At 61.6% G+C, this 23,054-nt stretch carries 20 protein-coding genes; 11 read left to right on the top strand and 9 right to left on the bottom strand.

The genetic code is table 11. The annotated features are described in order from the left end of the window. Positions 1-120: 120 nt before the first annotated feature. Positions 121-612 carry a signal peptidase II gene (gene lspA, locus AC1ECK_RS18290; protein ID WP_480321375.1) on the bottom strand — a complete coding sequence of 164 codons (492 nt, stop codon included), beginning with the start codon at positions 610-612 and terminating at the stop codon, positions 121-123. A gap of 345 nt (positions 613-957) precedes the next feature. On the opposite strand from lspA, the gene AC1ECK_RS18285 reads away from it, so the two are divergent. Beyond that, positions 958-2,361 carry an MFS transporter gene (locus AC1ECK_RS18285; RefSeq protein WP_480321374.1) on the top strand — a complete coding sequence of 468 codons (1,404 nt, stop codon included), beginning with the start codon at positions 958-960 and terminating at the stop codon, positions 2,359-2,361. A 25-nt stretch (positions 2,362-2,386) separates the two neighbouring features. Here AC1ECK_RS18285 and AC1ECK_RS18280 read toward each other — a convergent pair whose 3' ends face one another. From AC1ECK_RS18280 to AC1ECK_RS18270, 3 genes are read right to left on the bottom strand one after another with little or no spacing between them, the layout of a single operon-like run. Then, positions 2,387-2,974, bottom strand: a complete 588-nt coding sequence (locus AC1ECK_RS18280) for a LutC/YkgG family protein (RefSeq protein ID WP_480321373.1) — start codon at positions 2,972-2,974, stop codon at positions 2,387-2,389. Then, positions 2,961-4,352: a lactate utilization protein B gene (locus tag AC1ECK_RS18275; RefSeq protein WP_480321372.1), complete on the bottom strand. Its 1,392-nt coding sequence runs from the start codon at positions 4,350-4,352 to the stop codon at positions 2,961-2,963. Before AC1ECK_RS18275 ends, AC1ECK_RS18280 begins: the two co-directional genes overlap by 14 nt. Beyond that, complete coding sequence (locus AC1ECK_RS18270; RefSeq protein WP_480321371.1) at positions 4,349-5,092, bottom strand: (Fe-S)-binding protein; 744 nt, start codon at positions 5,090-5,092, stop codon at positions 4,349-4,351. Before AC1ECK_RS18270 ends, AC1ECK_RS18275 begins: the two co-directional genes overlap by 4 nt. A 721-nt stretch (positions 5,093-5,813) precedes the next feature. On the opposite strand from AC1ECK_RS18270, the gene AC1ECK_RS18265 reads away from it, so the two are divergent. From AC1ECK_RS18265 to AC1ECK_RS18230, 8 genes are all read left to right on the top strand, one after another. Then, on the top strand, positions 5,814-6,965 hold the full coding sequence (locus tag AC1ECK_RS18265) for a 2-aminoethylphosphonate--pyruvate transaminase (RefSeq protein ID WP_480321370.1): 1,152 nt from the start codon (positions 5,814-5,816) through the stop codon (positions 6,963-6,965). A 28-nt stretch (positions 6,966-6,993) separates the two neighbouring features. Further along, positions 6,994-8,289 carry an O-acetylhomoserine aminocarboxypropyltransferase/cysteine synthase family protein gene (locus AC1ECK_RS18260; RefSeq protein WP_480321369.1) on the top strand — a complete coding sequence of 432 codons (1,296 nt, stop codon included), beginning with the start codon at positions 6,994-6,996 and terminating at the stop codon, positions 8,287-8,289. Then, on the top strand, positions 8,289-9,383 hold the full coding sequence (locus tag AC1ECK_RS18255; RefSeq protein ID WP_480321368.1) for a fatty acid desaturase: 1,095 nt from the start codon (positions 8,289-8,291) through the stop codon (positions 9,381-9,383). Before AC1ECK_RS18260 ends, AC1ECK_RS18255 begins: the two co-directional genes overlap by 1 nt. Next, a complete protein-coding gene (locus tag AC1ECK_RS18250) occupies positions 9,380-10,207 on the top strand; it encodes a gamma-glutamyl-gamma-aminobutyrate hydrolase family protein (protein WP_480321367.1) in 828 nt (275 codons plus the stop codon). The genes AC1ECK_RS18255 and AC1ECK_RS18250 overlap by 4 nt, the downstream gene beginning before the upstream one ends. Then, positions 10,173-10,886 (top strand): LysE family translocator, encoded by a 714-nt coding sequence (locus tag AC1ECK_RS18245; RefSeq protein WP_480321366.1) that lies wholly within the window; start codon positions 10,173-10,175, stop codon positions 10,884-10,886. The genes AC1ECK_RS18250 and AC1ECK_RS18245 overlap by 35 nt, the downstream gene beginning before the upstream one ends. Before the next feature lie 54 nt (positions 10,887-10,940). After that, entirely contained in the window at positions 10,941-12,482 is a 1,542-nt protein-coding gene (locus AC1ECK_RS18240) for a GMC family oxidoreductase (RefSeq protein WP_480321365.1), read from the top strand. A 100-nt stretch (positions 12,483-12,582) separates the two neighbouring features. Continuing rightward, positions 12,583-13,506: a homoserine O-succinyltransferase gene (locus AC1ECK_RS18235; protein ID WP_480321364.1), complete on the top strand. Its 924-nt coding sequence runs from the start codon at positions 12,583-12,585 to the stop codon at positions 13,504-13,506. Between the two features lie 127 nt (positions 13,507-13,633). After that, positions 13,634-14,992: a glutamine synthetase family protein gene (locus AC1ECK_RS18230; protein WP_480321363.1), complete on the top strand. Its 1,359-nt coding sequence runs from the start codon at positions 13,634-13,636 to the stop codon at positions 14,990-14,992. Positions 14,993-15,071: 79 nt separating this feature from the next. Here the strand turns inward: AC1ECK_RS18230 and AC1ECK_RS18225 are convergent, their stop codons facing one another. The 3 genes from AC1ECK_RS18225 to AC1ECK_RS18215 form a co-directional block, all read right to left on the bottom strand. After that, positions 15,072-15,803 carry a FadR/GntR family transcriptional regulator gene (locus tag AC1ECK_RS18225; RefSeq protein WP_480321362.1) on the bottom strand — a complete coding sequence of 244 codons (732 nt, stop codon included), beginning with the start codon at positions 15,801-15,803 and terminating at the stop codon, positions 15,072-15,074. 278 nt (positions 15,804-16,081) lie between these two features. Further along, positions 16,082-17,281: a pyridoxal phosphate-dependent aminotransferase gene (locus tag AC1ECK_RS18220; protein ID WP_480321361.1), complete on the bottom strand. Its 1,200-nt coding sequence runs from the start codon at positions 17,279-17,281 to the stop codon at positions 16,082-16,084. Between the two features lie 319 nt (positions 17,282-17,600). Next, positions 17,601-19,082, bottom strand: a complete 1,482-nt coding sequence (locus AC1ECK_RS18215) for an RNA polymerase factor sigma-54 (protein ID WP_480321360.1) — start codon at positions 19,080-19,082, stop codon at positions 17,601-17,603. 469 nt (positions 19,083-19,551) lie between these two features. Here AC1ECK_RS18215 and AC1ECK_RS18210 point away from each other — a divergent pair, with 469 nt between their 5' ends. Beyond that, the gene (locus tag AC1ECK_RS18210; protein ID WP_480321359.1) at positions 19,552-20,226 is read left to right on the top strand and encodes an HAD family hydrolase; all 675 of its coding nucleotides are present in this window, start codon (positions 19,552-19,554) and stop codon (positions 20,224-20,226) included. Positions 20,227-20,343: 117 nt separating this feature from the next. On the opposite strand, the gene AC1ECK_RS18205 is transcribed toward AC1ECK_RS18210, so the two are convergent. Then, on the bottom strand, positions 20,344-20,895 hold the full coding sequence (locus AC1ECK_RS18205) for a hypothetical protein (protein ID WP_480321358.1): 552 nt from the start codon (positions 20,893-20,895) through the stop codon (positions 20,344-20,346). Positions 20,896-21,278: 383 nt separating this feature from the next. On the opposite strand from AC1ECK_RS18205, the gene AC1ECK_RS18200 reads away from it, so the two are divergent. Then, positions 21,279-21,839, top strand: a complete 561-nt coding sequence (locus tag AC1ECK_RS18200; protein WP_480321357.1) for an FUSC family protein — start codon at positions 21,279-21,281, stop codon at positions 21,837-21,839. A 48-nt stretch (positions 21,840-21,887) separates the two neighbouring features. Here the strand turns inward: AC1ECK_RS18200 and AC1ECK_RS18195 are convergent, their stop codons facing one another. After that, positions 21,888-22,943 carry an aldo/keto reductase gene (locus tag AC1ECK_RS18195; RefSeq protein WP_480321356.1) on the bottom strand — a complete coding sequence of 352 codons (1,056 nt, stop codon included), beginning with the start codon at positions 22,941-22,943 and terminating at the stop codon, positions 21,888-21,890. Positions 22,944-23,054 lie beyond the last annotated feature (111 nt).

Genomic DNA, 23,054 nt, shown 5'->3' with positions numbered 1-23,054 from the left:
TCCTGAAGTGGAAACTTTCCTGAAGCGCAAGCGCTATTGCCCCAGCGTATAAAGTGCGCAGACCGGATGGGACGCGGCAGCGAAGTCACGGCCTTGTATGCGAAGACAATGATCGAATCTCTAGATGCCAGTCGACACCGGCAAGGCAGGCTTCCGATGCAAGCCGCTGAAAAGGAGCAGCGCCACGCCAGCCATGATTCCAACGTCCGCAATGTTGAATATGCCCGTTCGCAATTGCCCGATTCCCATATTCAGGAAATCAAACACTCGACCATCATAAAGACAGCGATCGAGAAGGTTGCTGAGGCCGCCGCCCAAAATACTCGCAATAGCGACCACTTCGATCACGCCAAGTCTGCTTGAACGCACGAGCCACGCAAGCAAACCGGCAAGCGTCGCCAGGACACCATATACGAGCACCAGATTGCGGGCCGACCCGGACATGCCAGCCCCAAGGCTCAAGAACGCACCGTGGTTATAGACTGGAACAACCACCAGACTTCCTGCGAGGAGCGACACCATCTCGCCCGGCGTCAAAATCTGCTTGAACAACGCCTTTGTGAGCTGGTCGGCGACGATCCAGGCAAGCGCGGCAAGCACCGCAATAGTCAACCTCTGCCTTGTAGTCATTAAAGTAAAGATGCCACGTCGATACGGGAAGTCCCCATTGTAGCCAGGCTTGTGCCCCCCGAACGCGCTGTGGAAGGCGTCATCATCTACACTGCCCCTTCGATCACGTCAATTGTGTAAATTGCAGCAATTGCTTGAGGCACCCAAGTTAGTCCAACATGTGTTGCGCGCCGGTTGCGCCGCTGCCCCTGGGGCCCACAACCGCAAGTCGCTTCTCCACAAGGCCGTGTCGTATTGCTGCCGGGCGCCGGCGACGCGCGGCCACTACAGTCCAGAAACTGCACCCATGCACGGCATCCGAAGCATCCGACCCACCCGAAGCACACCATGAAACCGGCCAACGAATCCTGGGTCCGCGACACGGCAGCCGGCCTGGCGTCCGCGCCGTCGGCCGGACACGCCGAACCGACGTCCGCCGAAACGCGCACGCCCACGCTCAACGAATCGGTCAACCGGGCGGTTGCACCGCTGATCGGCGGCACGCTGCAACCGCCCGCACAAGCAGGCGAGTCCGCCCACCCTGCCCAACCCGCGGGCGCGGCGGCGCCCGTCAGCAGTTTGCAGGCGACTGCCATCCTGCTGCTCGGCTATGCGATTCTCATTACCGGCAACGGTCTGCTCGGCACGCTGATCTCGTTGCGGCTGATCCAGCAGCAAATGCCGTCGCTGGTGGTCGGCGTCGTGCAATCGGCGTATTACGTCGGCTTCATGGTCGGCGCGCTGTGGGGCGGCGGGTTGATCGGACGGGTTGGACATCATCGCGCCTTCGTGACGTTTGCCGCCGTCTCGGCGTGCTGCGCGCTCGGATATGCCGCGTGGAGCTCGGCCGCGACGTGGGTCGCCTTGCGCTTTGTGATGGGCTTTTGCCTCGTCGGGATTTTCACGGTGGTCGAAAGCTGGCTGCATCAGGTGGCGAGCAACGCCCAGCGCGGACGCGTGTTTTCCGCGTACCTGATCACCAATTATCTGGGCGTCGGCACCGGACAGTTCCTCATTGGTCTTGCCGATCCGGCAGGCTTCGCCCTCTTTAGCGTAGTCAGCGCGCTGTTTTCGGCCTCGCTGATACCGGTCGCGCTAGCGGGCCATGCACCGGCGCCGTCTGCGCCCGCTGAGCCGCTAGGCAGCCGCGGCGGTTCGCGCCTCGCACGGGGACTCTCGGGTTTGAGCACCGTCTACAAATGGGCGCCACTGGGCGTGTATGGCTGTCTCGCCGCCGGTCTGCTGAACAGCGGTTTCTATACGTTGCAGCCTGTGTTCATGCGCCGCCTCGGTTACTCGGTCACCGACGTTTCGCACTTCATGGGCTTCGCGCTGCTTGCGGCGCTGCTGCCACAATGGCCAGTCGCGCGGCTTGCCGACCTGTTCGACAGGCGCATCATCATCGTGGCCATCACCGCGCTCGCCGCGGCCTGCAGCCTGCTGCTGTTCGTGCTGCCTGGCGGCACGCTGGTCGAAGTGCTCGGTTACGTGTACGTCAGCGTGGTGTTCTCGCTGTACGGCGTGGTGACGTCGTACGTGAACGATTGCATTCCGGCCGACCAGCGCATTGCCGTCAGTGCCGGCCTGCTGCTGATCTTCTCGCTCGGCGCGAGTGCTGGTCCTACGCTCGCATCGGCATTGATGGCGCTGGCGGGACCGGGTGGCCTGTATCTGTTCACGACGCTCGTGACCTGCACACTGGCGGCGCTCACGCTCGGCAGTCTGCGAACGACCCCGCGTGCCATCCGCTGACGACTAACCCGCGCCGTGCCTGCGCTCACTGCGGCGCGAGCCACACCACGGTCAACGACCGCACGCCCTGCGCGCCGCGAATCAGCACGCCTTCGATATCCGCGGTCGCCGACGGCCCCGTCACCAGCGCCGCGTAGCGCGCGTCGCGAAAGTCCGGCCGGCGGTAAACGTCCTGCAAGCCGTCGATAAGCTGAGCCGGGTCGAGCAGCACGATCAGGTGCTGGACCAGATAACCGATTGCGTTGACGCAATACTCCTGTTCGCTGAACCACACCGAGCCGGTCTCCGCGACGCCGAAGCGGGCCCGCACCACGCCCACCTCGACGTCCTGCAATGAGGCCGGCGGCGTATCGGCGCTCAGCGCGCGGGTGCCCGGCACTTCGGCGCTCGCCGAGCAAACCGAGGCCTGCGCGCCGAAACGCTCATGGATCAGCGCCAACACCTCGGCTGCCGATGCAGCGTCGACACAGGTGCCGCCCATCCCCGCCAACGCGGCGGTAAAGCGCGCGCGCAGATCGCCGCCAGGCGAGGCGAACAACGGCACCACGGGACGCTGCCGCGCGTCGGGCTGGGCCGCGCGCACTTTGGCGAGAAAGGCTTCACGCGTTGTCATCACCACCTCCACGACTCTTTCGATACCACGCGTGAAACGTCATCTTCGGCGCTTGCGGCAGTTCGCGGTGCCGGCCCCAGATATTGAGCGGGTTATACAGCACGAAATTCGGCAGCCGGCGCAGCGCGCCACCCATCGACGCCACCGTCGCCCGGTATAGCGTTGGGCTCGCCAGCAGGCGCCCGGCCATCTTCAGCACTTCCTGCTTGACGAACGGCACTTCGTGGCGCTCCGTAATCACTTCGCGCCATTTGTAGATCTGCTCGTGGATATTGATCTTCACCGGACACACATTCGTGCAGCTTCCGTTTAGCGTCGAGGCGAACGGTAGCGCGCTATAGCGTTTCAGATCGAAGGTGGGATTGATGATCGCGCCAATCGGACCCGAATACGTGCCGCCATACGACAGGCCGCCACTGCGCCGGTACACCGGGCAGGTGTTCATGCATGCGCCGCAGCGAATGCATTTGAGCGAATACCAGAAGTCCTGCATCGCGAGGCGCTCGGAGCGGCCGTGATCGACGAGGATAAAGTGCATCTCGGCGCCCGGACGCGGCGCGCGAAAATGCGAGGTGTATTGGGTAATCGGCGAGCCGAGCGCGCTGCGCGACAACATGCGGATAAACACGCCGAGGTCCGCAATCTGTGGAATCAGCTTCTCGATACCAATAGAGGCAATATGCAGCGGCGGCACATTGGCCGACAGGTCCGCGTTGCCTTCGTTGGTGCACACCACCACCGTGCCTGTTTCCGCAACCGCGAAATTGCAGCCTGTCATACCCGCTGTTTTCTCGCGCACGAAATACGGCCGCGTATTCATCCGCTGGCTTTCGGCGAGGTAATGGATGTCGCTGTTCTGCGGATCCGTGCCGATGGTGCGGCCAAACAGTTGTGCAACGTCGCCGCGCAGCTTGTGCACGGCCGGCACCACCATATGGCTGGGGTCCTGGTGATCGAGCTGCTGGATACGCTCACCGAGATCGGTTTCCATCACGGTAATGCCGCGCGGTTCGAGATAGTCGCGCATCGCGCATTCGTCGGTGAGCATCGACTTGCTCTTGACGAGCGTCGTCATGCCGCGCTCCGACATGATCTCGTACACCAGTTGATTGTGTTCTTCGGCCGTCGCGGCCCAATGCACGAACACGCCGTTCGCTCGCGCCGCCGACGCGAACTGGTCGAGATACTCCGATAGATGCGAGAGCGTATGTTCCTTGATGCCCGATGCCAGTTCGCGCAGGGTTTCCCATTCGGCTATGTTGTGGGCCTGGGCGTCGCGCTTTTCGCGCAGGTCCCACAGGCGCTTGTCGTGAAACGCCACATGCTCGGTCTTCTCGATGAAAGCGCCGGCGGCTTTCGCGTGGTCGATCCGCCTCATTCATGTGCTCCGTTCAAGACCTGCGCGATATGGATAAAGCGCGCGTCGGCTTTCATCCGTTCTGCGCAGCCTTGCTGGTGCATCAGGCACGACATGTCGCCCGACACGATGTACTCCGCCCCCGCGTTCAGATGGTCGCGGACCTTGTCCTGACCCATGCGGACCGACACCGGCTCCTCGGTCACCGAGAACGTGCCGCCGAAGCCGCAGCATTCGTCGGGGCGCGCGGGCGTGACGAACTCGATGCCCTTGACGCCCTTCAGCAAGGTCAAGGGCTTCGAAAACGGCACACCGGCGACTTCGGAGATCGACGCCTGTTTCAGGTGTCGCAAGGCACTACAGCTATTGTGGAGTCCTACCCTATGCGGAAACTCGGCCCACGGGAAATCTCGTGCACCTAGCACGTCGTGCAGGAATTCGACCAGTTCGTACGCACTGGCCCGCACTTTCTTGACCTCGTCGGTCTGCTCGATGGCCGTCAAATGCTCGCGCACGTGATGAATGCAACTTGCCGACGGTCCGACGATGTAGTCGTAGCCGGCGAAGTTGCTCACAAATACCTTTTCGGCGCCGGCTGCTTCGGCCTGGGCGCCGCTGTTGCCCATCGGCTGCCCGCAGCAGGTCTGCTCCTGCGGATAGTCGACTTCAATGCCGAAGCGCTCGAGCAATTCGAGCGTCGCGATTCCGACTTCGGGATAGAACGCATCGATAAAGCATGGGATGAAGAGTGCGACTTTCATGGTTTCCAGGGCCAGCTTATTGAGGGGACACAGCAATGCCGGGCAGGCGCACGAGCCTATGACTACTCTACTGCGGATTCCGCGCCGTTGATGACTACACGATGCATTTTGCTCGACCAGTATGACTGGTATTGTTGGTCTGACCAAGAATATACGGAAGGGGAAAAACCGTGTCAATCGGGGTGCCCTCAAGCGCGCCCGCCAGATCACCGAAGCCTTTGGTTCCCGCAATACGAAACGGCAAGCCAATCAAGCTCAGAAATTTCGAGCCGTAGTTGCGGCTCAACGTACGTAAAAATTGGTTTTGAGGGTACCCCGAATGGCATCAAGATGCATTTCGAATAATTTGCGATGCAATTTAACTGAATATCTAAATTACACGTCTCCATAAAAATGAGACGGTAATATGTTTTTCAATTTTCGATATATGCAATTTCACAAAAAAACTTGACGGAACTTTGCCTGAAGAACATTATTTTCCTCGACTAAAGGCAATCGTACATTCTGTGGAAAATCCAGCAGACAGTTTATAAAACCCCTTACCGATCAACCATTTGCACATCCCTCGGCTCCGTGAAAACGGCGGAACCACGTGCCAGCAGCCCGGCAACTGCCCGCCGGCAGATATTGCACGATCAGGAAGATTACCTCGCGAAATATTACCGCGCAGCAAAACATTCGTACCGCACCTGCATATAAACGTCCCAATTAGGAGTGTTATATGGCTGGACAGCATCATTTCTTAATGACACCAGGTCCGTTGGCCTTGAGCGACGAAGTGAAAGCGCAGATGCAATTCGATATGGGCTCGCGCGACCAGAGCTTCAAAAACATCACGGCTTCGGTGCGCGAACTGATAATCGACCTGATCGACGGGAACGGCACGCATTCGGTCGTCCCAATCCAGGGCAGCGGTTCCTACGGTATGGAGGCCGCGCTGGCTTCCTTCATCGAGCCGTCTGATCGACCGCTCGTCTGCATCAACGGAATTTACGGCGAGCGGATACTGAAGATACTGGAGCTGCGGGGCGTCGAGGCCGTCAGCATGAAGGCACCGAGTGATCAACCGCTCTCGGTCGCCGACATCGCCGCGCATCTGGAGCGGGACCGCACGATCACCCATCTTTGCTTCGTGCATTGCGAGACGACTACCGGTGTTATCAATCCACTCGGTGCGATCGTGGATCTGGCCAGACGACGCGGCGTCAGGACGATCATCGACGCGATGAGTTCTTTTGGCGCTGTCGATATCAGTGCCAGGCGAATCGCTTTCGACGTGCTCGTGACATCCAGCAACAAATGCATCGAGGGTCCGCCGGGCGCGGCCTTCGTCATCGCATCACTGGATCTGCTAAGAAGCAAGGGCAAGCCGGTCAATTCCTTTGTCCTCGATGTCCGTGACCAGTGGCAAAGTTTTGAGAAAACCGGTGAATGGAGATCCACGCCACCCACGCATGTGATCCAGGCATGCGCAAAAGCGCTTGAGGTGCTTACCGTCGAAGGCGTGATCCGCCGCGGAGAGCGTTACGGCTCGGTGCGTGACGAAATCCTCCGCGCGACCGAACGATACGCATCGCCGCTTCTGAACGCCCACGTGCGATCGCCCGTGTGTCTGGCGCTCACGGCGAACGGCATCATCAATACCCAGAATGATTTCGATGCGCTCTACGCGCATCTTGCCGACTACAACCTCTACATCTATTCGAAGCTGCATCTTCAGACGCGCAGCTTCAGGATCGGATGCATAGGCTCCATCAAGCCGGCATGGATCCGCCTGCTGGCGACCGCATTTCACGATTTCTTCGACGCGTCCAGGATTACCGGAAGGGCGTCGGTCCACCTCGAAGCTGAATTCGTCAAAGAGGTCTCGTAACATGTCCCGGAATATTCCCGACACGGAAATGTCCAGAGAAACCGCGCTCCTGTATGCCGGTTATCGGCACGACCCCGTCACCAAGGCCGTCGCGGTGCCGATTTACCAATCCACCGCCTATGAGCTCGACGGCGATCTGTCGAAGATCGCTGACATCTACAACGTCAAGGAAGATGGCTTCACCTATACGCGGATCATCAATCCGACCACGCGCATCCTCGAACAACGATATGCCACGGTGGACGGCGGCGCCGATGCGCTCGCCGTGGCATCGGGACAGGCCGCGACGTTCCTTGCCCTCGTGAATCTGTGCAGCGGGCGGCCGGGCGACAACGTGGTGGCATCGAAGTACCTGTACGGAAATTCATGGAACCTGTTGTTCAACACGTTCAAACGGTTGGGCATCGAGGCGCGATCGGCCGATCCGCGAGAAGTGCCGTCGTTCGAATCGCAGATCGACGATAGGACCATCGCGATTTTTGGCGAGGTGTTTTCCAACCCCTGTCTCATACCGTTTCCCGTCGCGGCGCTTGCCGAAATCGGCAAACGCCACGGCATTCCACTCGTGGTCGACAACACGACCACGCCGCTGGTGTCCCGCCCCGCTTCGCTTGGCGCCGCCATCACCACGTATTCGGCAACGAAATACATCTGCGGCCACGGCACGACGCTGGGCGGGTTGGTGGTCGACAACGGCAACTTCGCCTTCGACGATCCTTCCCGTTTCCCCCTGTTCAATGAGCCCGACGAAGCGCATGGCGCGATACTCTGGCGCGATGCCGTCCGGAAACTGGGCGACCTTGGCGCGAGCGCCTATCTGCTGAAGGCGCGGATGACCTGGCTTCGCGATACCGGTGCCGCGCTCAGTCCGTTCGCGAGCTTCCAGTTGATTCAAGGCCTGGAGACACTGCATCTGCGCATGCAACGCCACTGCGAAAACGCCGCGGCGGTGGCCGGTTTCCTGAAACAGCACCCGAAGGTCAGGCGCGTCTCGTATCCGGGGCTCGCCACCGGACGCGATCGCGAACTCGTCGACGAGCTGGTCGACGCCCGTGTCGGTCATGGCGCCATGATCATGTTCGAACTGGACAACGAGGCGGCCGGGCGGACGTTCATCCAGAACATCAGGCTCATGTATCACGTTTCGAACGTGGGTGATGCGCGGACACTCGTGACGCATCCCGTCTCGACCACTCACACCACCGTCCCGAAAGAGAAGCGCGAGGCCGCGGGAATATTCGACGGATCAATCCGCCTGTGCGTCGGCATCGAAAACGTGGACGACGTGATTGCCGATATTCAACGCGGGCTCGACGCCATCTGATGCCCAATCCGGCGAGGAAGATAACCATCATGGAAACGTCTCAGGCCTGGAAACTGCGGAACAAGCGGTTCGATACATTCCATTTCTCCCGCGACATCACGCGGGATCTGTCCGAATTGCGACCGGACAACATCACCGGCGCGCTGTACCTGCTGAAAGACTACCTGATCATGCTGGCCTGCGCTTTCGTCACGGTTCGGTTTAGCTGGTGGCTTTACCCGATCGCGGTGCTGATCATTGGCGCGCATCAACGCGGGCTGACGACGATTTCGCACGATGCCGCGCACCGGATACTCGCGAAAAATACGAGGTGGAACCATTTCCTCGGCATTACGTTCGCCGCCTACCCGATCTTTCAACGCCATTGGGCCTATCGCGTTTCCCATGTGCATCTTCATCATCCGCACCTTGGCGATCCCGAGAAAGATCCCGACCTGCAGTTTTTCATCTCGTCCGGGGTCTATCAGATCCGCGAACCGCGCGAGTATGCGTTTTCGATCGTCTGGAAGGCCATTCTGGGCGGGGCCACGCTGCGCTATCTGAAGTACCTGTGGCGCAACCGCTTTCTGATCTCGAACAAGGACGACAAGAGCGTCGACAAACGGGGCGCCGCCATCGATTCCTACGGGTTTGCGGCCTTCTGGGTGATCGTCATAGCCGGCTTTGCGCTGGCCGGGGCACTGCATTTACTGGTGCTGTTCTGGCTGATTCCCTATCTGACCACCTTCCAGATACTGGGCTGGTTCATCGAGATCGCCGAGCACTCGCCGATGTGCGAGACCGAGGTCGAAAACGTCTATCTCACGCGCAACCGAAAGGGCAACCTGATCGAACGGCTGCTGTTCGGCGTGAATCTCGATGAATACCATCTGGAGCACCATCTTTCTCCCGGCGTGCCGTTCTGGCTGTTACGGCGCGCCCAGAAAATCCGCATGCGTGATCCGGACTATGCCGAGATAGCCAATTCCTGGGGCGGTCTGTTTGTGCGTGGCCCGAAGGGGCAGCCGAGCGTCATCGGCCAGCTGCTTGAGCGGAACCGGCGTCTCTACGACGCGCGGCATGCATCCCTCTCAACGGCGGTACAAGAGCCATGATGGACAAGCCTCGTCATGCGGGTCGCGCCGTCGTCGGAATCACGGCCAATCGTCACCTTTACGACGGCGTTCACCGTGACTGGTTGCGGCGGCGCTATATCGAGGCGCTCGAGCGGCACGCATCCGTCGAATGCGTGATCTTGCCGACGATCGACGGTGATCTGCCCTGGGATGCAACCGTGCGCAAATTCCGCGAAGTGATGCGGCGCCTGGACGGCCTGGTATTGACCGGCGACGAATCGAATCTCGATCCCGGTATCTTCAACGAGCAGCAACGCGTCTGGAATCGCGCGGACGACGATGTCATTCCCGGCGAGCGGGATCGGCCAAGGGATCGTCTGTCATGTGCCGCATTGTCGGTCGCGGTCGAACTTGACATGCCGATCCTCGGTATCTGTCGCGGTTTGCAGGAGATGAGCGTGCATCGGAACGGCACGCTGCATGCCGATTTGTCGCTGGTGAGCGAGGGCATCGTGCATAGCGAGAACCCGAACGTGCCTCGCGATCAGCAGTATCTCCCCGTTCATACGATCCAGGTCGTTCCCGGCGGACTACTGTCATCGGTCGTCGAGGACCGCGAGCTCTACGTCAATTCCCTGCACAACCAGGGCATCACGACGGTGGCGTCCGGTGTTCAGTCGGAAGCGGTCACCGAAGATGGCGTGATCGAGGCGCTGTCCTACACGACGTCAGCGGCCTTTCAGCTCGCGGTGCAGTGGCACCCCGAATGGCACGCCGCCAGCGATGCCACGAGCCGGAAGATTTTCAGAGCATTCGGAAGCGCATGCCATGCATATCAAGCAACGGGACAATTGTCGGGATAGCGGCCGGACAGGTTTTTCGGGAATCCAGTCTCCCCTCCATTTCAATCACCCCTTCAGGCCAACTGGCGGATTTATGGATTTACATTTGCTGGCTTTGTTTTCCGTTGCCTTCACGTCCGCGGTCGCCGTGCCCGGTCCGAACGTTGCGTTTGCAGTAGCCCAGGCGATCAAGCATGGAATCAGAACGACCATCCCCGGTGCATTCGGTTTCGGGCTGGCAACCGCCATTCACGCGACGGTCGTGCTGTCGGGCGTCGGTTTGATCATTCACGCCCATCGCTGGATCCTGATTTACCTGCGATGGATCGGGGCGATCTATCTCGCCTGGCTCGCGTTCAGCGCCTTCTTCGCGAAATCCGGGCCGAGCGATGGGAACGCCGGCAATTCGAGCCCGAAGCAGATGTTCGTCGATTCGCTGCTCGTCTCCCTGACCAACCCCAAGGGATGGCTGGCCAGCCTGCTCACTTACCCGGTCTTCATCAGCCCGCGTTTTCCGTACACCACCCAGGCAATCTCCCTGGGTCTGGCGGCGACGCTCATTTCTCTCTCGATCTATAGCGGGTACATGTTCCTCGCCCACAAGGCGCGCGCGGCCTTCGACAACAAATCCGCGCTCAACAGGGTAACAGGCGTGATTTACGCATTGGTCGCGCTTGGCCTGGTCCTGTTTCCTTATTGATGGACTGGAATCACCAACGGTTTATCGATCAACGGCACGACAAAAAGGAGCACCATGATCTTCGACTATATTGTGATTGGCGGTGGCAGCGCGGGGGCGATCATCGCGCGACGGCTCGCCGATGCCAATATCGGCTCGGTCCTGCTCATCGAAGCAGGGCCGCCTGACGAGGGAATCCCCGCGATGATGGATATCTCCCGTCTGTTCGAACTCGATTCCAGTACGGATTGGGGATTCCTTGCCAATCCCACGAAGCATTCCGGCCGCCAGCTCACGTACTCGCGAGCGAGGATGCTGGGCGGCTGCGGCAATCACAACGACTGTGCCTATCTGGTACCGCCGGAAGCGGATTTTGATGCATGGCTCGAGCTTGGTGCCGATGGATGGTCGGGGAAGGATGTCAGGCCGTATTTCGAGCGTCTGAAAGAACGCGTCACGATCGAGCGGCGTCCGGAGCGCCACCTCGTTTCCCGCGCGTTTATCGAGGCGGGCGTCGAGCTCGGTTTGCCGAAGGTCGATTTCGGCAAGCGGGTCGAGCCCGGCATCGGCATGCTGACCTTGAACGCGCAGGGGCGCCTGAGGAGCTCGTCGTCCGTCGCCTACCTCCATCCGTTGACGTCCTTGCCCCCTAATCTGGAAATCCTGACCGACACGCTCGTCAGCAGGATCGAGTTCACTGGCAGCGTGGCCAGCGCCTGTCTTACCGATAGGGGGCGCATTGCCGCCCGGCGGGAAATCATTGTTTGCGCAGGGAGCATCCAGTCTCCGCAGCTTCTTTTGACCTCGGGAATCGGCGCTGCGGCCGATCTGCGTGAACTCGGCATCGAAGTGGTCCACGACAGTCCCGGTGTCGGCAAACACCTGATCGATCACTACTCGGTGCCGGTGATTTTCGAAACGGCAGCGCCGGTACCCGATTGGGACATCACGCCTTACGAGGCGATCGCCATGCTGAACACCACACCGGGCGCGCAATCGGCGCAGAGCCAGGTGCAACTCGGCCTGACGGCCGGCTGGGTCAACGGGCGGTTCGGTGACGAATACCAGGCGTCGGCCCCGAAAGCGAGATCCATCATTGCGCTCGAGCCGAATGTCGCCAGAAGCCGAAGCCATGGGGTTCTGAAAATTACCTCCCCCGATATCCGCGTCGCGCCGACGATCGACCTCAACTATCTCTCGGACGCTGATCATTACGACGAGAATGTTCTACTCGAGAGCGTTTCGTTTTGCCGGCGGCTGGGCCAGACGGCAAGCTTCAAAAAGATTATCAGCAGGGAATTGCTGCCTGGTCCCGACATTACTCAAGAGCGCGATCTGCGCGAATACATCCGCAACAACTGCCAGACCTACTATCACGCATCCGGTACCTGTAGAGCGGGCTCCGCCAATGATCCGAACGCCGTCCTCACCCCCGATCTGAAGGTCAAGGGGGTTTCCGGGCTGCGGGTCTGCGATGCGTCCGTATTTCCGGCGATGGTGTCGGTCAATATCAATGCAACCGTGATGATGGTCGGCGAAAAGGCTGCGGATCTGATTATTTCCGATGCCAGGCAGTTCGCTTTCGCCGAAGCAGGCAGCCAGCCAGGCGTGGATTGACGAGCACCCGGCCGATCGATGCCGTCTGTTGCGAGAGCCGTGGCCGAATCGTTTTGACACCTGGCGCGTACATTTGACTCATAACGGAGGCTGCAAGCCCATGCCGATCAAAATTCCCAAAGGTCTACCCGCGGTGTCTGCACTCGAGACGGAAGGCATCATGGTGATAGACGAAGAGAGCACGGTATTTCAGCATCACCGGCCGCTGCGCGTCGGCTTACTGAATCTCATGCCGAACAAGGTCAATACGGAACTCCAGATTGCCCGCCTGCTCGGCGCCACACCATTGCAGGTCGAACTGACGCTCGTCAAGATCACCAACCACGCGCCCAGGAACACACCGACCGAGCATCTCGTGTCGTTCTACCACGACTGGCTGGACGTCAAGGCGCAGAAATTCGATGGGTTCGTCATTACTGGGGCACCGGTCGAAACGATCCCTTTTGAAAAAGTGAGTTATTGGGACGAACTCACCAGCATCTTCAGCTGGACGCAAACCAACGTTCATAGCTGCTTCAACATCTGCTGGGGGGCCCAGGCGGCAATGCATTATTTTCACGGCATGCCGAAATACGCGCTGCATGAAAAAGCCTTTGGTGTGTTCAGGCATCGCGGCCTGAAAATCGACTCGCCGTACCTGAAGGGTTTTTCAGACGATTTTGATATCCCGGTGTCACGCTGGACGGAAATGCGGCATACCGACATCCCGGCCGACAGCGGCATCTCCGTGCTGATTGACTCGCCGGAAACCGGCCTCTGCCTGCTCAACGACCCCAAACGTCACGCGCTCCACATCTTCAACCACATCGAGTACGACTCGCACACGCTGGCCAACGAATACTTCCGGGATCGAGAGGCGGGCAGAGATATCCATCTTCCGAGAAACTATTTTCCTGAGGATTGCGAAACCCTGCCGCCAAGAAACCGGTGGCGCAGTCACGCACATCTGTTGTTCGGAAACTGGATCACCCAGATTTTTCAAAGCACCCCATCCGATCCGGGCAGGATCGGCAATGATCGATGATGTCCGCCCGCCGCCGGACGACGTACGCCGATACGGACAGAACCACCCCGGCCTCTGCCGTCGACCCAGGGGCATCCCATGCAGTTGACTGAAATGGCACCTTCTTCTTGATCGGTGGGTGAAAAACATGAGCATGAAATTCGATGAATTGAAGCACGCAGTGGCCTCCGGCGTCATCGACACCGTGCTTGTCTGCATGGTGGACATGCAGGGCCGCCTGATGGGAAAGCGGTGTCATGCCGATTTCTTTGTCCATCACGGTTACCAGGAAACGCACGCCTGCAATTACTTATTGGCCGATGACATGGACATGCTGCCGGTGCCCGGTTACATCAGCGCCAGTTGGGCGGAGGGTTACGGCGATTTCCTGCTCAAACCCGACCTTTCCACCTTGCGGCGGCTGCCATGGCTCAACGCGACCGCATTGGTGATCTGCGATGTGTTCGATCATCATGGACGGCCGGTCACCCATTCGCCGAGACAGATTCTGCAGAAACAACTGCGCCGGCTGGCCGATAGAGACATGTGCGCCTGTTTCGCATCGGAGCTGGAGTTCTATTTGTTCGATGAATCCTACGAGGCGATATCGAGGAAAAAATACAATAAGCTGGAGACATTCGGCGCCTACAACCAGGATTACCACATCCTCTCGACGACGCGCCAGGAATCCGTCATGCGTCCGATCAGAAACGGACTGCACGGCGCGGGAATCGCCGTTGAATGCTCCAAGGGCGAAGGCGGTTCGGGTCAGGGAGAAATCAATGTCCGTTATGCCGACCCGCTGGTGATGGCCGATCACCATACGCTCGTCAAACACGGCAGCAAGGAGATCGCGGCGCAGCACGATAAGGCGATCACCTACATGGCCAAGTGGAGTTATGACCTGGCAGGCTCCTCCAGCCATGTCCACGCTTCATTGCGGTCTCTGGACGGGCAGCCGCTGTTTCATGACAACAGGTCGCCTCACGGCATGTCCGATCTGATGCGCCATTACCTTGCCGGCCTGCTGAAGTATTCGAAGGACATCACCCTCTTTCTGGCGCCCTACATAAATTCCTACAAGCGATTCCAGATCGGCACGTTTGCGCCGACCAGGATCGCATGGAGTCGGGACAATCGGACGGCCGGCTTCCGCCTTTGCGGCGAAGGCTCGGAGGCTGTCCGCGTGGAGTGTCGGATCGGCGGTGCGGATCTGAATCCGTATCTCGCTTTTGCAGGCCTGATCGCGGCGGGCCTGGCGGGCATCGACGAGAAGCTGGCGTTGCCAGACCCGTTTGTCGGCGACGCTTATCGGGATACCGAACTACCGGAAATTCCGAAAACGCTGCGGGACGCCACCGACATCAGTTCGAACTCGACGTGGCTGCGCGAGGCCCTGGGTAACGAAGTCGTCGATCATTACGTGCACGCTGCACGATGGGAGCAGTCCGAATACGATCGGCGCGTCACGGATTGGGAGTTGCTCAGGGGATTCGAGAGAAGTTGAATCGCAACGGCGCTGTCACTATTGGCCGGCGTTGGCCGGAGCCGGCGCGAACCAGGGCGCCAGTGCCGCCCCTCAGTGATTACGACGGTTTCGCCGCCTCTTCCTCATACAGTTCGCGGACGTACGTCAAATGACGCTCGGCCGCCTTGCGGGCCTTTTGCGCGTCACGCGCCATCACGGCGTCGAAAATCGCCTGATGCTGGGTCAGCAGTTGCTGCTCTTTGGCGTCGTCATAGTCGATCAGCCGGTGGTATTGCCGCATCCCCTCGCGAATCAGCGTGTGGATGCCGTGCATGACATGCGCGAGCGCGATGTTGTGCGTCGAATCGGCGATCGCCAGGTGAAAAGCGGCGTCCAGTTCCGCCAGGTTGGCTCGGTCTTCGGAGAGCGCGCAGGCCTTCAGTGCTTCGAACGCAGCCTCGATCTTCTGCCGGTCCGCAGCGGTGGCACGCTCGGCGGCGTAGACCGTCGAGATCGATTCCAGCCCTTGGCGCAGTTCGAGGATATCGGCGCTGGTGCGCGGATTTTGCAGCAGCAGTTCCGCCAACGGCTTCGAGATGATCGGCGCGGTCACGTCGACCACGGTAAAGCCGCCCCGCCCCGAAGTTTCAATGTAGCCGTCCGCCTCCAGCCGGATCAATGCCTCCCGCAACGACGGCCGCGACACGCCCAGTTGGGTCGCCAGATCGCGTTCAGCGGGCAGACGGTCGCCCGGCATCAAGGCGCCGTCCGAGATCAGGCGTTTGATCTGGTCGGACACGACGTCGGACAGGCGTTTGCGCGTGAAGGACCGAATCGGGTGAAAGTTCATAGGCGAGAGTGGCGTGGCGGTAGAGGGCGTGACGGACTGCGGCAATGGCCGGCAGCCTCGCCAGGACGCGTGACGCTTGCTCTGGACGCAGCGGCCGCAACTGGATGACGCAATTATAGCGTCCGCGTCCGGCGTGGCGTTCCTGCCAAAACGGCATCTCGGCCGCCTGCATCGCACTCGCAAATGACAGTGCCAGCGCACCTAACGTCAAGCCGCCAAGGCGTACGGCCCGCCCGATGTAAACAGCGCATCAAGATTGCGGCCTCGGCAATGCCGCCTCAGCCCGCCTTCAGCGCCGGCACCCCGATCTTCAGGCTGGCGACAAACGCCGCGATCCGGTCGCAAGCGTCGGCCAGACGCGCCTCGTCGACCACAAAGCCGAGCCGCACAAAACCATTGGCCGTCTCGCCGAACGCGCTGGCATCGAGCAGCGAAACGCCTTGTGCGCGAAACAGTTGCCAGGTGAAATCGACGGTATCGAGGCCGCAGCCGCTCACGTCGACCATCATGAACATGCCGGCTTCGGGCAGCAGGCATCGCAGTCCCGCCACCCGGCTCAAGCGGTCGTAGACGACATCGCGGCGGCGCCGGTAGACCTCGCGCATCTCGGCGACGATCTGCGCCTTATGCTCGAACGCGGTCAGTGCCGCCTCCTGGATAAAGCCCGGCAATCCATAGAGCATGCACAGCGCGAGCCGGCCAAGATGGCCAATCAGTTCCTCCGGCCCGATCGCCCAGCCCACCCGCCAGCCCGCCATGGCATGCGATTTCGACAGGCTTGCGATCGTCACCGTCCGCTCGGCCATGCCCTCGAGCGAAGCGATGCTGACATGTTCACGTTCGAACGTCAGGTCGGCATAGACTTCGTCGGACAACACCCACAGGTCATGCCGGCGGGCGAGTTGCGCGATGCGTTCCAGATCGGCGCGCGGCATCACGACGCCAGTCGGGTTACACGGCGTGGCAAAGAAAATCGCCTTGGTGCGCGCGGTGATGGCCGCTTCGAGCGCGTCGCAATCGAGGTGAAAACCGCGTGCCGGGTCGACCGGCACGGGCACCAGCGTCGCGCCCGAGGCGCGCACGCAGGCTTCGTAAGTCAGATAGAGCGGCTCCGGCACGATCACTTCGTCGCCGGCTTCGCACAGACACAGCGAGGCAGCGAAGATGCCATTCTGTGCGCCGGCACACAGCATCACGTTCTCCACGCCGGCAGGACGGCCGGTAGTGCGGCTATATTCGCGCGCGATCGCCGCACGCAGCGGCTCGCGTCCCACCACCGCGGTGTAGTGCGTGTCCCCGCCGCGCAAGGCCTCGACCGCCCGTTCGACGATCGGCTCGGGCGTCGCGAAGTCGGGGTCGCCGACGCTCAGCACGATCACATCCTCGCCTCGTGCCCGCGCCTGCTGCGCGGCATGGTGAATCTCCCACGCGGACGTGCGCTTGCCCTGCAGGCGCTCGACCAGACTTGAATACTCCATCCCCACTCCTTCGGGCCGGACAGCGAGGCAAGCCCGCCTTGTCCTGCTCCGCCGTTGCAACATGCCGGACTCGCCGGCATGTCATGTTCGAGATATGTTCCATTGGCTCTTGCCGTGCGGGCAAGGACGGACCGGGCGCCGCTTGCGCAAGCGCGCCGTCGACGCGCCGCGTTGACGGCGCTATCCGGTTCAACAATGTAATGGGGAGTGGAGGAAACGTCCATCGTTGCGGAGCTGCACGATGGAGAAATTTACAGGCAGCAGGCCGGTGCGCTTAAGGCAGACGCGCTTAAGCCAGACACACTTAAGGCAGGCTCGCTCAAATCTGCCGGCGCAACTCGGCCGGCGGCAGCTTCATCAGATGGCGGTACTTCGCCACCGTCCGGCGCGCGACCAGCACGCCCTGCTCGGCCAGCATGCGGGCGAGCGTCACATCCGAAAGCGGATCGCTGGTGTTTTCGGCCGCGATCATTTCCTTGAGCAGCGCACGAACCGCAGCGGCCGAGCAAGTCCCGCCACTTTCGGTGCCGAGCTCGCGCGGGAAAAAGTGCTTGAATTCGAAAATACCGCGCGGCGTGGCCATGTACTTGTTGCCCGTCGCGCGGGAGATGGTGGACTCGTGCAGGCCCAGTTCCTCGGCTACGTCACGCAGCACCATCGGCTTGAGCGCGATCTCGCCATATTGGAAGAACGCCTTCTGATGCGCGACGATACATTCGGCCACGCGCTGGATCGTGTCGAAACGCTGTTGCGCGTTGCGCACCAGCCAGCGCGCCTCCTGCAATTGCTGCGCGAGCGGCGAGCGGCTCGCACCCGCCGAGCGCGCGAACAGCTCTGCATACATGCGATGGATGCGCGCGCGCGGCTGCACGGCCGGGTTGATCTGGACGACCCATTTGTTGCGTACCTGGCGCACGATCACGTCCGGCACGACGTAGTTGTCTTCGGTGCGGCCGTAGAAGTAGCCAGGCTTCGGGTCGAGCTTGCGCACCAGCGCGCAGGCCACGCGCAGCTCTTGCACCGGACAGCCGATCTGCTTTTGCAGTTCCGCCTGCTCGCGGCGCGCGAGACGTTCGAGGTGATGCTCGACGATCTCCAGCGCGACGTCGCGGCCCGGCACGTCGGCGGGCATCGCATGCAGTTGCAGCGCCAGACACTCGGACAGCGAACGGGCGCCGAGACCCGGCCGGTCCAGCGACTGCACGAGGCGCAACGCCACCAGCAATTCCTCTTTCGTCAATGCCGGTTCGAGGTCGACGATCGCAGCCAGGTCGGCCAGATCCTGACGCAGGTAACCGTCGTCGTCGAGCGCCTCGATCATGAAGCGCGCCACCTCGCGGTCACGCTGATCGAGCCGGTACAGCCGCAACGCATCGTCCAGTTGTTCATGCAGCGTCGGTTGGGCGCGAGCCCACTCGGCCGGATCGCTGCCCTCGGAATCGCCGTTCTGGCGCGCTGGGCCGCGGCTAAACGAATCGCCGGAGAAATCGCCAGACGAGTCGTCCTGGGACACGCTCTCGGCGATGTCGGCCGTTGCGTGCTCCACCATCGTGTCGGGTTCGGTTGCGGCAACGGCATCGCCACCCACCGCGGCGGCGTTGTCGGCGCCGGTGGAGGAAGTTGCAAGTGCAACGTCTTCGGTATCGGACGAGTCGTACTCGAGAAACGGATTGGTGTCGAGCGCAGTGCGCAACTCCTGCTGGAACTCGATGGACGACAACTGCAATAGCCGCACCGACTGCTGCAAGCGCGGCGTCAGTGCGAGCGACTGCCTTGTGCGTAGTTCGATTGAAGGCGGCATTGTCGTGAGGTCCTGTGAACAGTTCGGAAAGGTCATGCCAGCCTATCCAGAGCAACTGCTGTACCAGCTCTCGCAACATGCTGTTTTTTCTAGGCTTTGGTTTTTTCGAGCAATCCTGCCGAGGCCGGTTGCGCGCCATTTTTTACAACTGGCCGGAAAAATGCGGAGGTGCTTTCGGCAAGCGACGGCCGCACGCCGGCGGCCTCCTTCCGCTTAGTGAAGCTGCCTGCTGCACGGACGCTAACGCGATCCGCTGTGAAATGCGACGACCAGCTCCACGCTTGTCTTTAGGCGTTAGTGTCGATAGCGCCCGCGGCTTCGTCGAGCGAACTTCTTCGCCCATCCTTGCTCACAAAGGTGCACCATAGCGACTCTCGACACTCGTGTCGCTTGCGGCAGCCAGGCGACACGCGGCACTCATGACACCCGTGACGTTCGCAGCATCACCACCCGTTTCCGGAGGAACACCATGCGCATTGAAACCGCCTTTCTGTTCGACCTCGACGGCACGCTGGTCGACAGCGTCTATCAGCACGTCCTCGCCTGGAAGCAGGCACTCGATCAGGAAGGAATCGAACTGTCGGTATGGCGCATTCATCGCAAGATCGGCATGAGCGGTGGCCTCTTCACCCATCAGTTATTGCGCGAAACCCGCAGCGAGATGAGCGCCGAACGTATCGAGCGGCTGCGGCAAGCGCATGCCGAAGCGTATCGCGGCCTCGGCAGCCAGGTACGGCCGCTGCCCGGCGCGCGCGAACTGCTGGAGGCGCTGACCGAAAGCGGCACGCGCTGGGCAATCGCGACGAGCGGCCGGATGGAAACGGCCGCGGTGAATCTGGCTGCGCTCGGCGTCGATCCTGAGAAAACCGTGGTCGTTACGCGCGACGCCGTCAAATACGCCAAGCCCGATCCCGATCTGTTCATCGCGGCGGCCCACCGGTTGGGCGTGCCGATCGAACAAAGCGTGGTGGTCGGCGACAGCATCTGGGACATGCTCGCCGCGCAGCGCTGCCGCGCGCTAGGGGTGGGCCTGCTATCGGGCGGTTACGGGCAGGATGAACTCGAGCGCGCCGGCGCGCTGCGCGTCTACGAGGACCCCGACGATTTGCTGCTGCACCTCGACGAGGTGGCTGCACGACCCTGATGCCGGCGTTGCGCCGGCTGCGCCAGCCGCGCCAGCCGCACCGGGCGGAATCGCCGGAATCGCCGGAATCGCCGGGTCTAGCCTTCGGCACCGCCGACGGCAAATGGACCGCCACGCCTACCACGGACTGCACGGGGCAATGACGAGAATGGCGATATCGGTGGCAATCAGGCCGAGGATAAACATTGAGCTCGACAGCGCGGAGATGCGCGCCAGAAACCAGTCGCGCTCGGCATGCGTGCCCTTGAGCGCAGACGGGAAACGCCATGGAATGCGCGCGGTCCGCCACAGGGTGCGCCATGCCACGACGGTGCCGAAAACGCCGAAGATCAGACAAACCAGACTGGCGAGCGCCACGATGAGCGGCGTCCACGGCATCGCGTGCACGACGAATAGCGGGCTGCCCACTACGCAACGCTCGCCCAACACCCTATCCGCGATCCCCACCTGAGCTAGCCACGCAAACGGCGCGACCAGCAGCGCGATAAGGATCTGCGCCGTACCGATCGGCTGGGCGGCTGCCTGCTGCGAAACGATCGTCTGGAGGTTGTCTTGCTCCGTGGTTGCCGGGTCGCGCACACGGCCCTGGCCGGCCGAGGTCCGGGTGTCGGCGCCGCGCCCTGGGTGGTGGCGCGAGTGGGCGCGCGAGTTGAATCGATCCGCGGTCATGCTGATTCCGACAAAAATCCTGGCGATCCATCAGTGGCCTGGCCCAGGCCGATGCGGCCCAAAGCGAGGTCCCGTGAAGGCGCGGCCGCCGCGCTCGAAGCAGGCTGGATGGCTATCGAAGGCGGCGGCCGGACATTCTCCCGGTGCAGCACAGCAAGAAGCGGGCCGGAAGGCGAGCCGAATTCGGAAAGGCTGGAAAAGCGCGCCGGTGCGGGGCCGCTCGCCCCGTTCAGCCCATGAGTCAAACAATCTGCGCGCAAGAATTGCAACGCGCGGGACGCTTTTTACGCGCCGGCCTTCCTGCAGAGGCGCAATAGGCAGCGAGCGAGCCGATAGAATACGTAGCTTCCCAAAACGTCCTCGTCGAACCCGCCCGAACCCCTATGACGGAATCCTCCCAGACCCGGCGCGCAGCGCGGGCGAGTGCCGCGAATTCGCTGTTCGCGTTCCTGAAGACGCTGCCGTTCTCCGACCGGTTAATCGAGGGCTGCATCATGGCCTTTCAGGCCGTGATGGGCGCGAGCATCGCTTTTACGCTCGCCCGCGAACTGCACGCCGAACAGCCGTTTTGGGCCGCCATCACGGCGATTGCGGTCAGCCAGCATAGCTATGTGGATACGCGGAACCTGTCGCGCGACCAGTTTATCGGCGCGATGGTCGGCGGCGTGTGCGGCCTCGCCGGTGCGCTGCTCGGCGACGGATATTTCGTTGCCTACATGGTCACGGTCGGCGCGGCGATCCTTCTGTGCTGGTGCGCGAATATCGGCAGCGCAGCGCGCCTTGGCGGCATCACCGCGACGATCATGCTGCTGGTGCCGCGCATTGGACCACCCTGGGAAGTCGCGCTGACCCGGCTCGGCGAAGTGACGCTCGGCACCGTCAGCGCGTTACTGGTGAGCTGGCTGATCCGCGCTATCGAGCAGCGCTGGCTCGCCAGGACCTAAGCGGCGGCGCGCACGGGTCATACTGCGCGCGCCTCATTCCGCCTACTTCTACTTCAACACCCGCTGGCGGCTCTCCTTCACCTGCACCCGCCGCGGCTCGCCCTGACGCTCCAGCATCCAGCCCGGATATTCGGACGGCAGCGTGCTGACGGCATCGAGCTTCGCCAGTTCGTCGGCGCTCAGTTCCACCTTGGTGGCCGCGATGTTGTCGTCGAGCTGCTCGACTTTCTTCGCGCCGACAATCACCGTCGTCACCGCCCGTTGATGCAGCAGCCACGCCAGCGCGATCTGCGCAACCGATACGCCTTTCGCCTCGGCGATACCGCGCATCGTGTCGATACAGTCATAGGCACGCTCGCGATTCACCGGCGGAAAATCGAATGTCGTGCGGCGGCTGCCGGCTTCCCCCTGCTGTTCGCGGCCGTACTTGCCGCTGAGCAGGCCGCCGGCCAGCGGACTCCAGACCATCAGTCCGAGCCCTTCGCTATGCAGCATCGGCACCAGTTCCCGCTCCAGATCGCGACCCGCAACCGTGTAGTACGCCTGCAGCGACTCGAAGCGCGCCAGGCCGAGCCGGTCGGCAATACCGAGCGCCTTGACGATCTGCCACGCGGCCCAGTTCGAGACGCCGACGTAACGCACCTGCCCATGCTGGACCAGCGTATCGAGCGCGCGCACCGTTTCTTCGACCGGCGTGGCCGGATCGAAGCCGTGGATCTGGTACAGGTCGATGTGATCGAGCTGCAAGCGTTTGAGGCTGGCCTTGATGCCGTCCATGATGTGATAGCGCGAGGCGCCGCGCGTATTGGCCGATTCCGCCGTCGCGCCGAACACCTTGGTGGCCACCACGACCTGATCGCGCGGCACCTTGAGATTTCTCAGCGCAGCGCCGGTGATCTGCTCGGATAGACCTTGTGCGTAGACGTCGGCGGTATCGATAAAGTTGATGCCGGCGTCGAGCGCCCGGCCGACGAGCCGTTCGGCATCGGCCTGCTGCAAATCGCCAATCTGCCGCCAGATGCCTTCGCCGCCGCCGAAGGTCATCGTGCCAAGACAGAGTTCGGAAACAAACAGGCCAGTACGGCCTAGCTGGTTATAGCGCATCGTTGCAACTCCGACTGGGTGGGGAGACCAATGAGGATACTGCTGAACCGGGAATCCAGCAGACGCGGTGCCAAAGCGCAGCGAGCGCGCTACGCGCCAAATACGGCAACG

The organism is Paraburkholderia sp. SSBN10T, from assembly GCF_056619545.1.
This window is presented reverse-complemented; position numbering and strand designations above follow the sequence as displayed.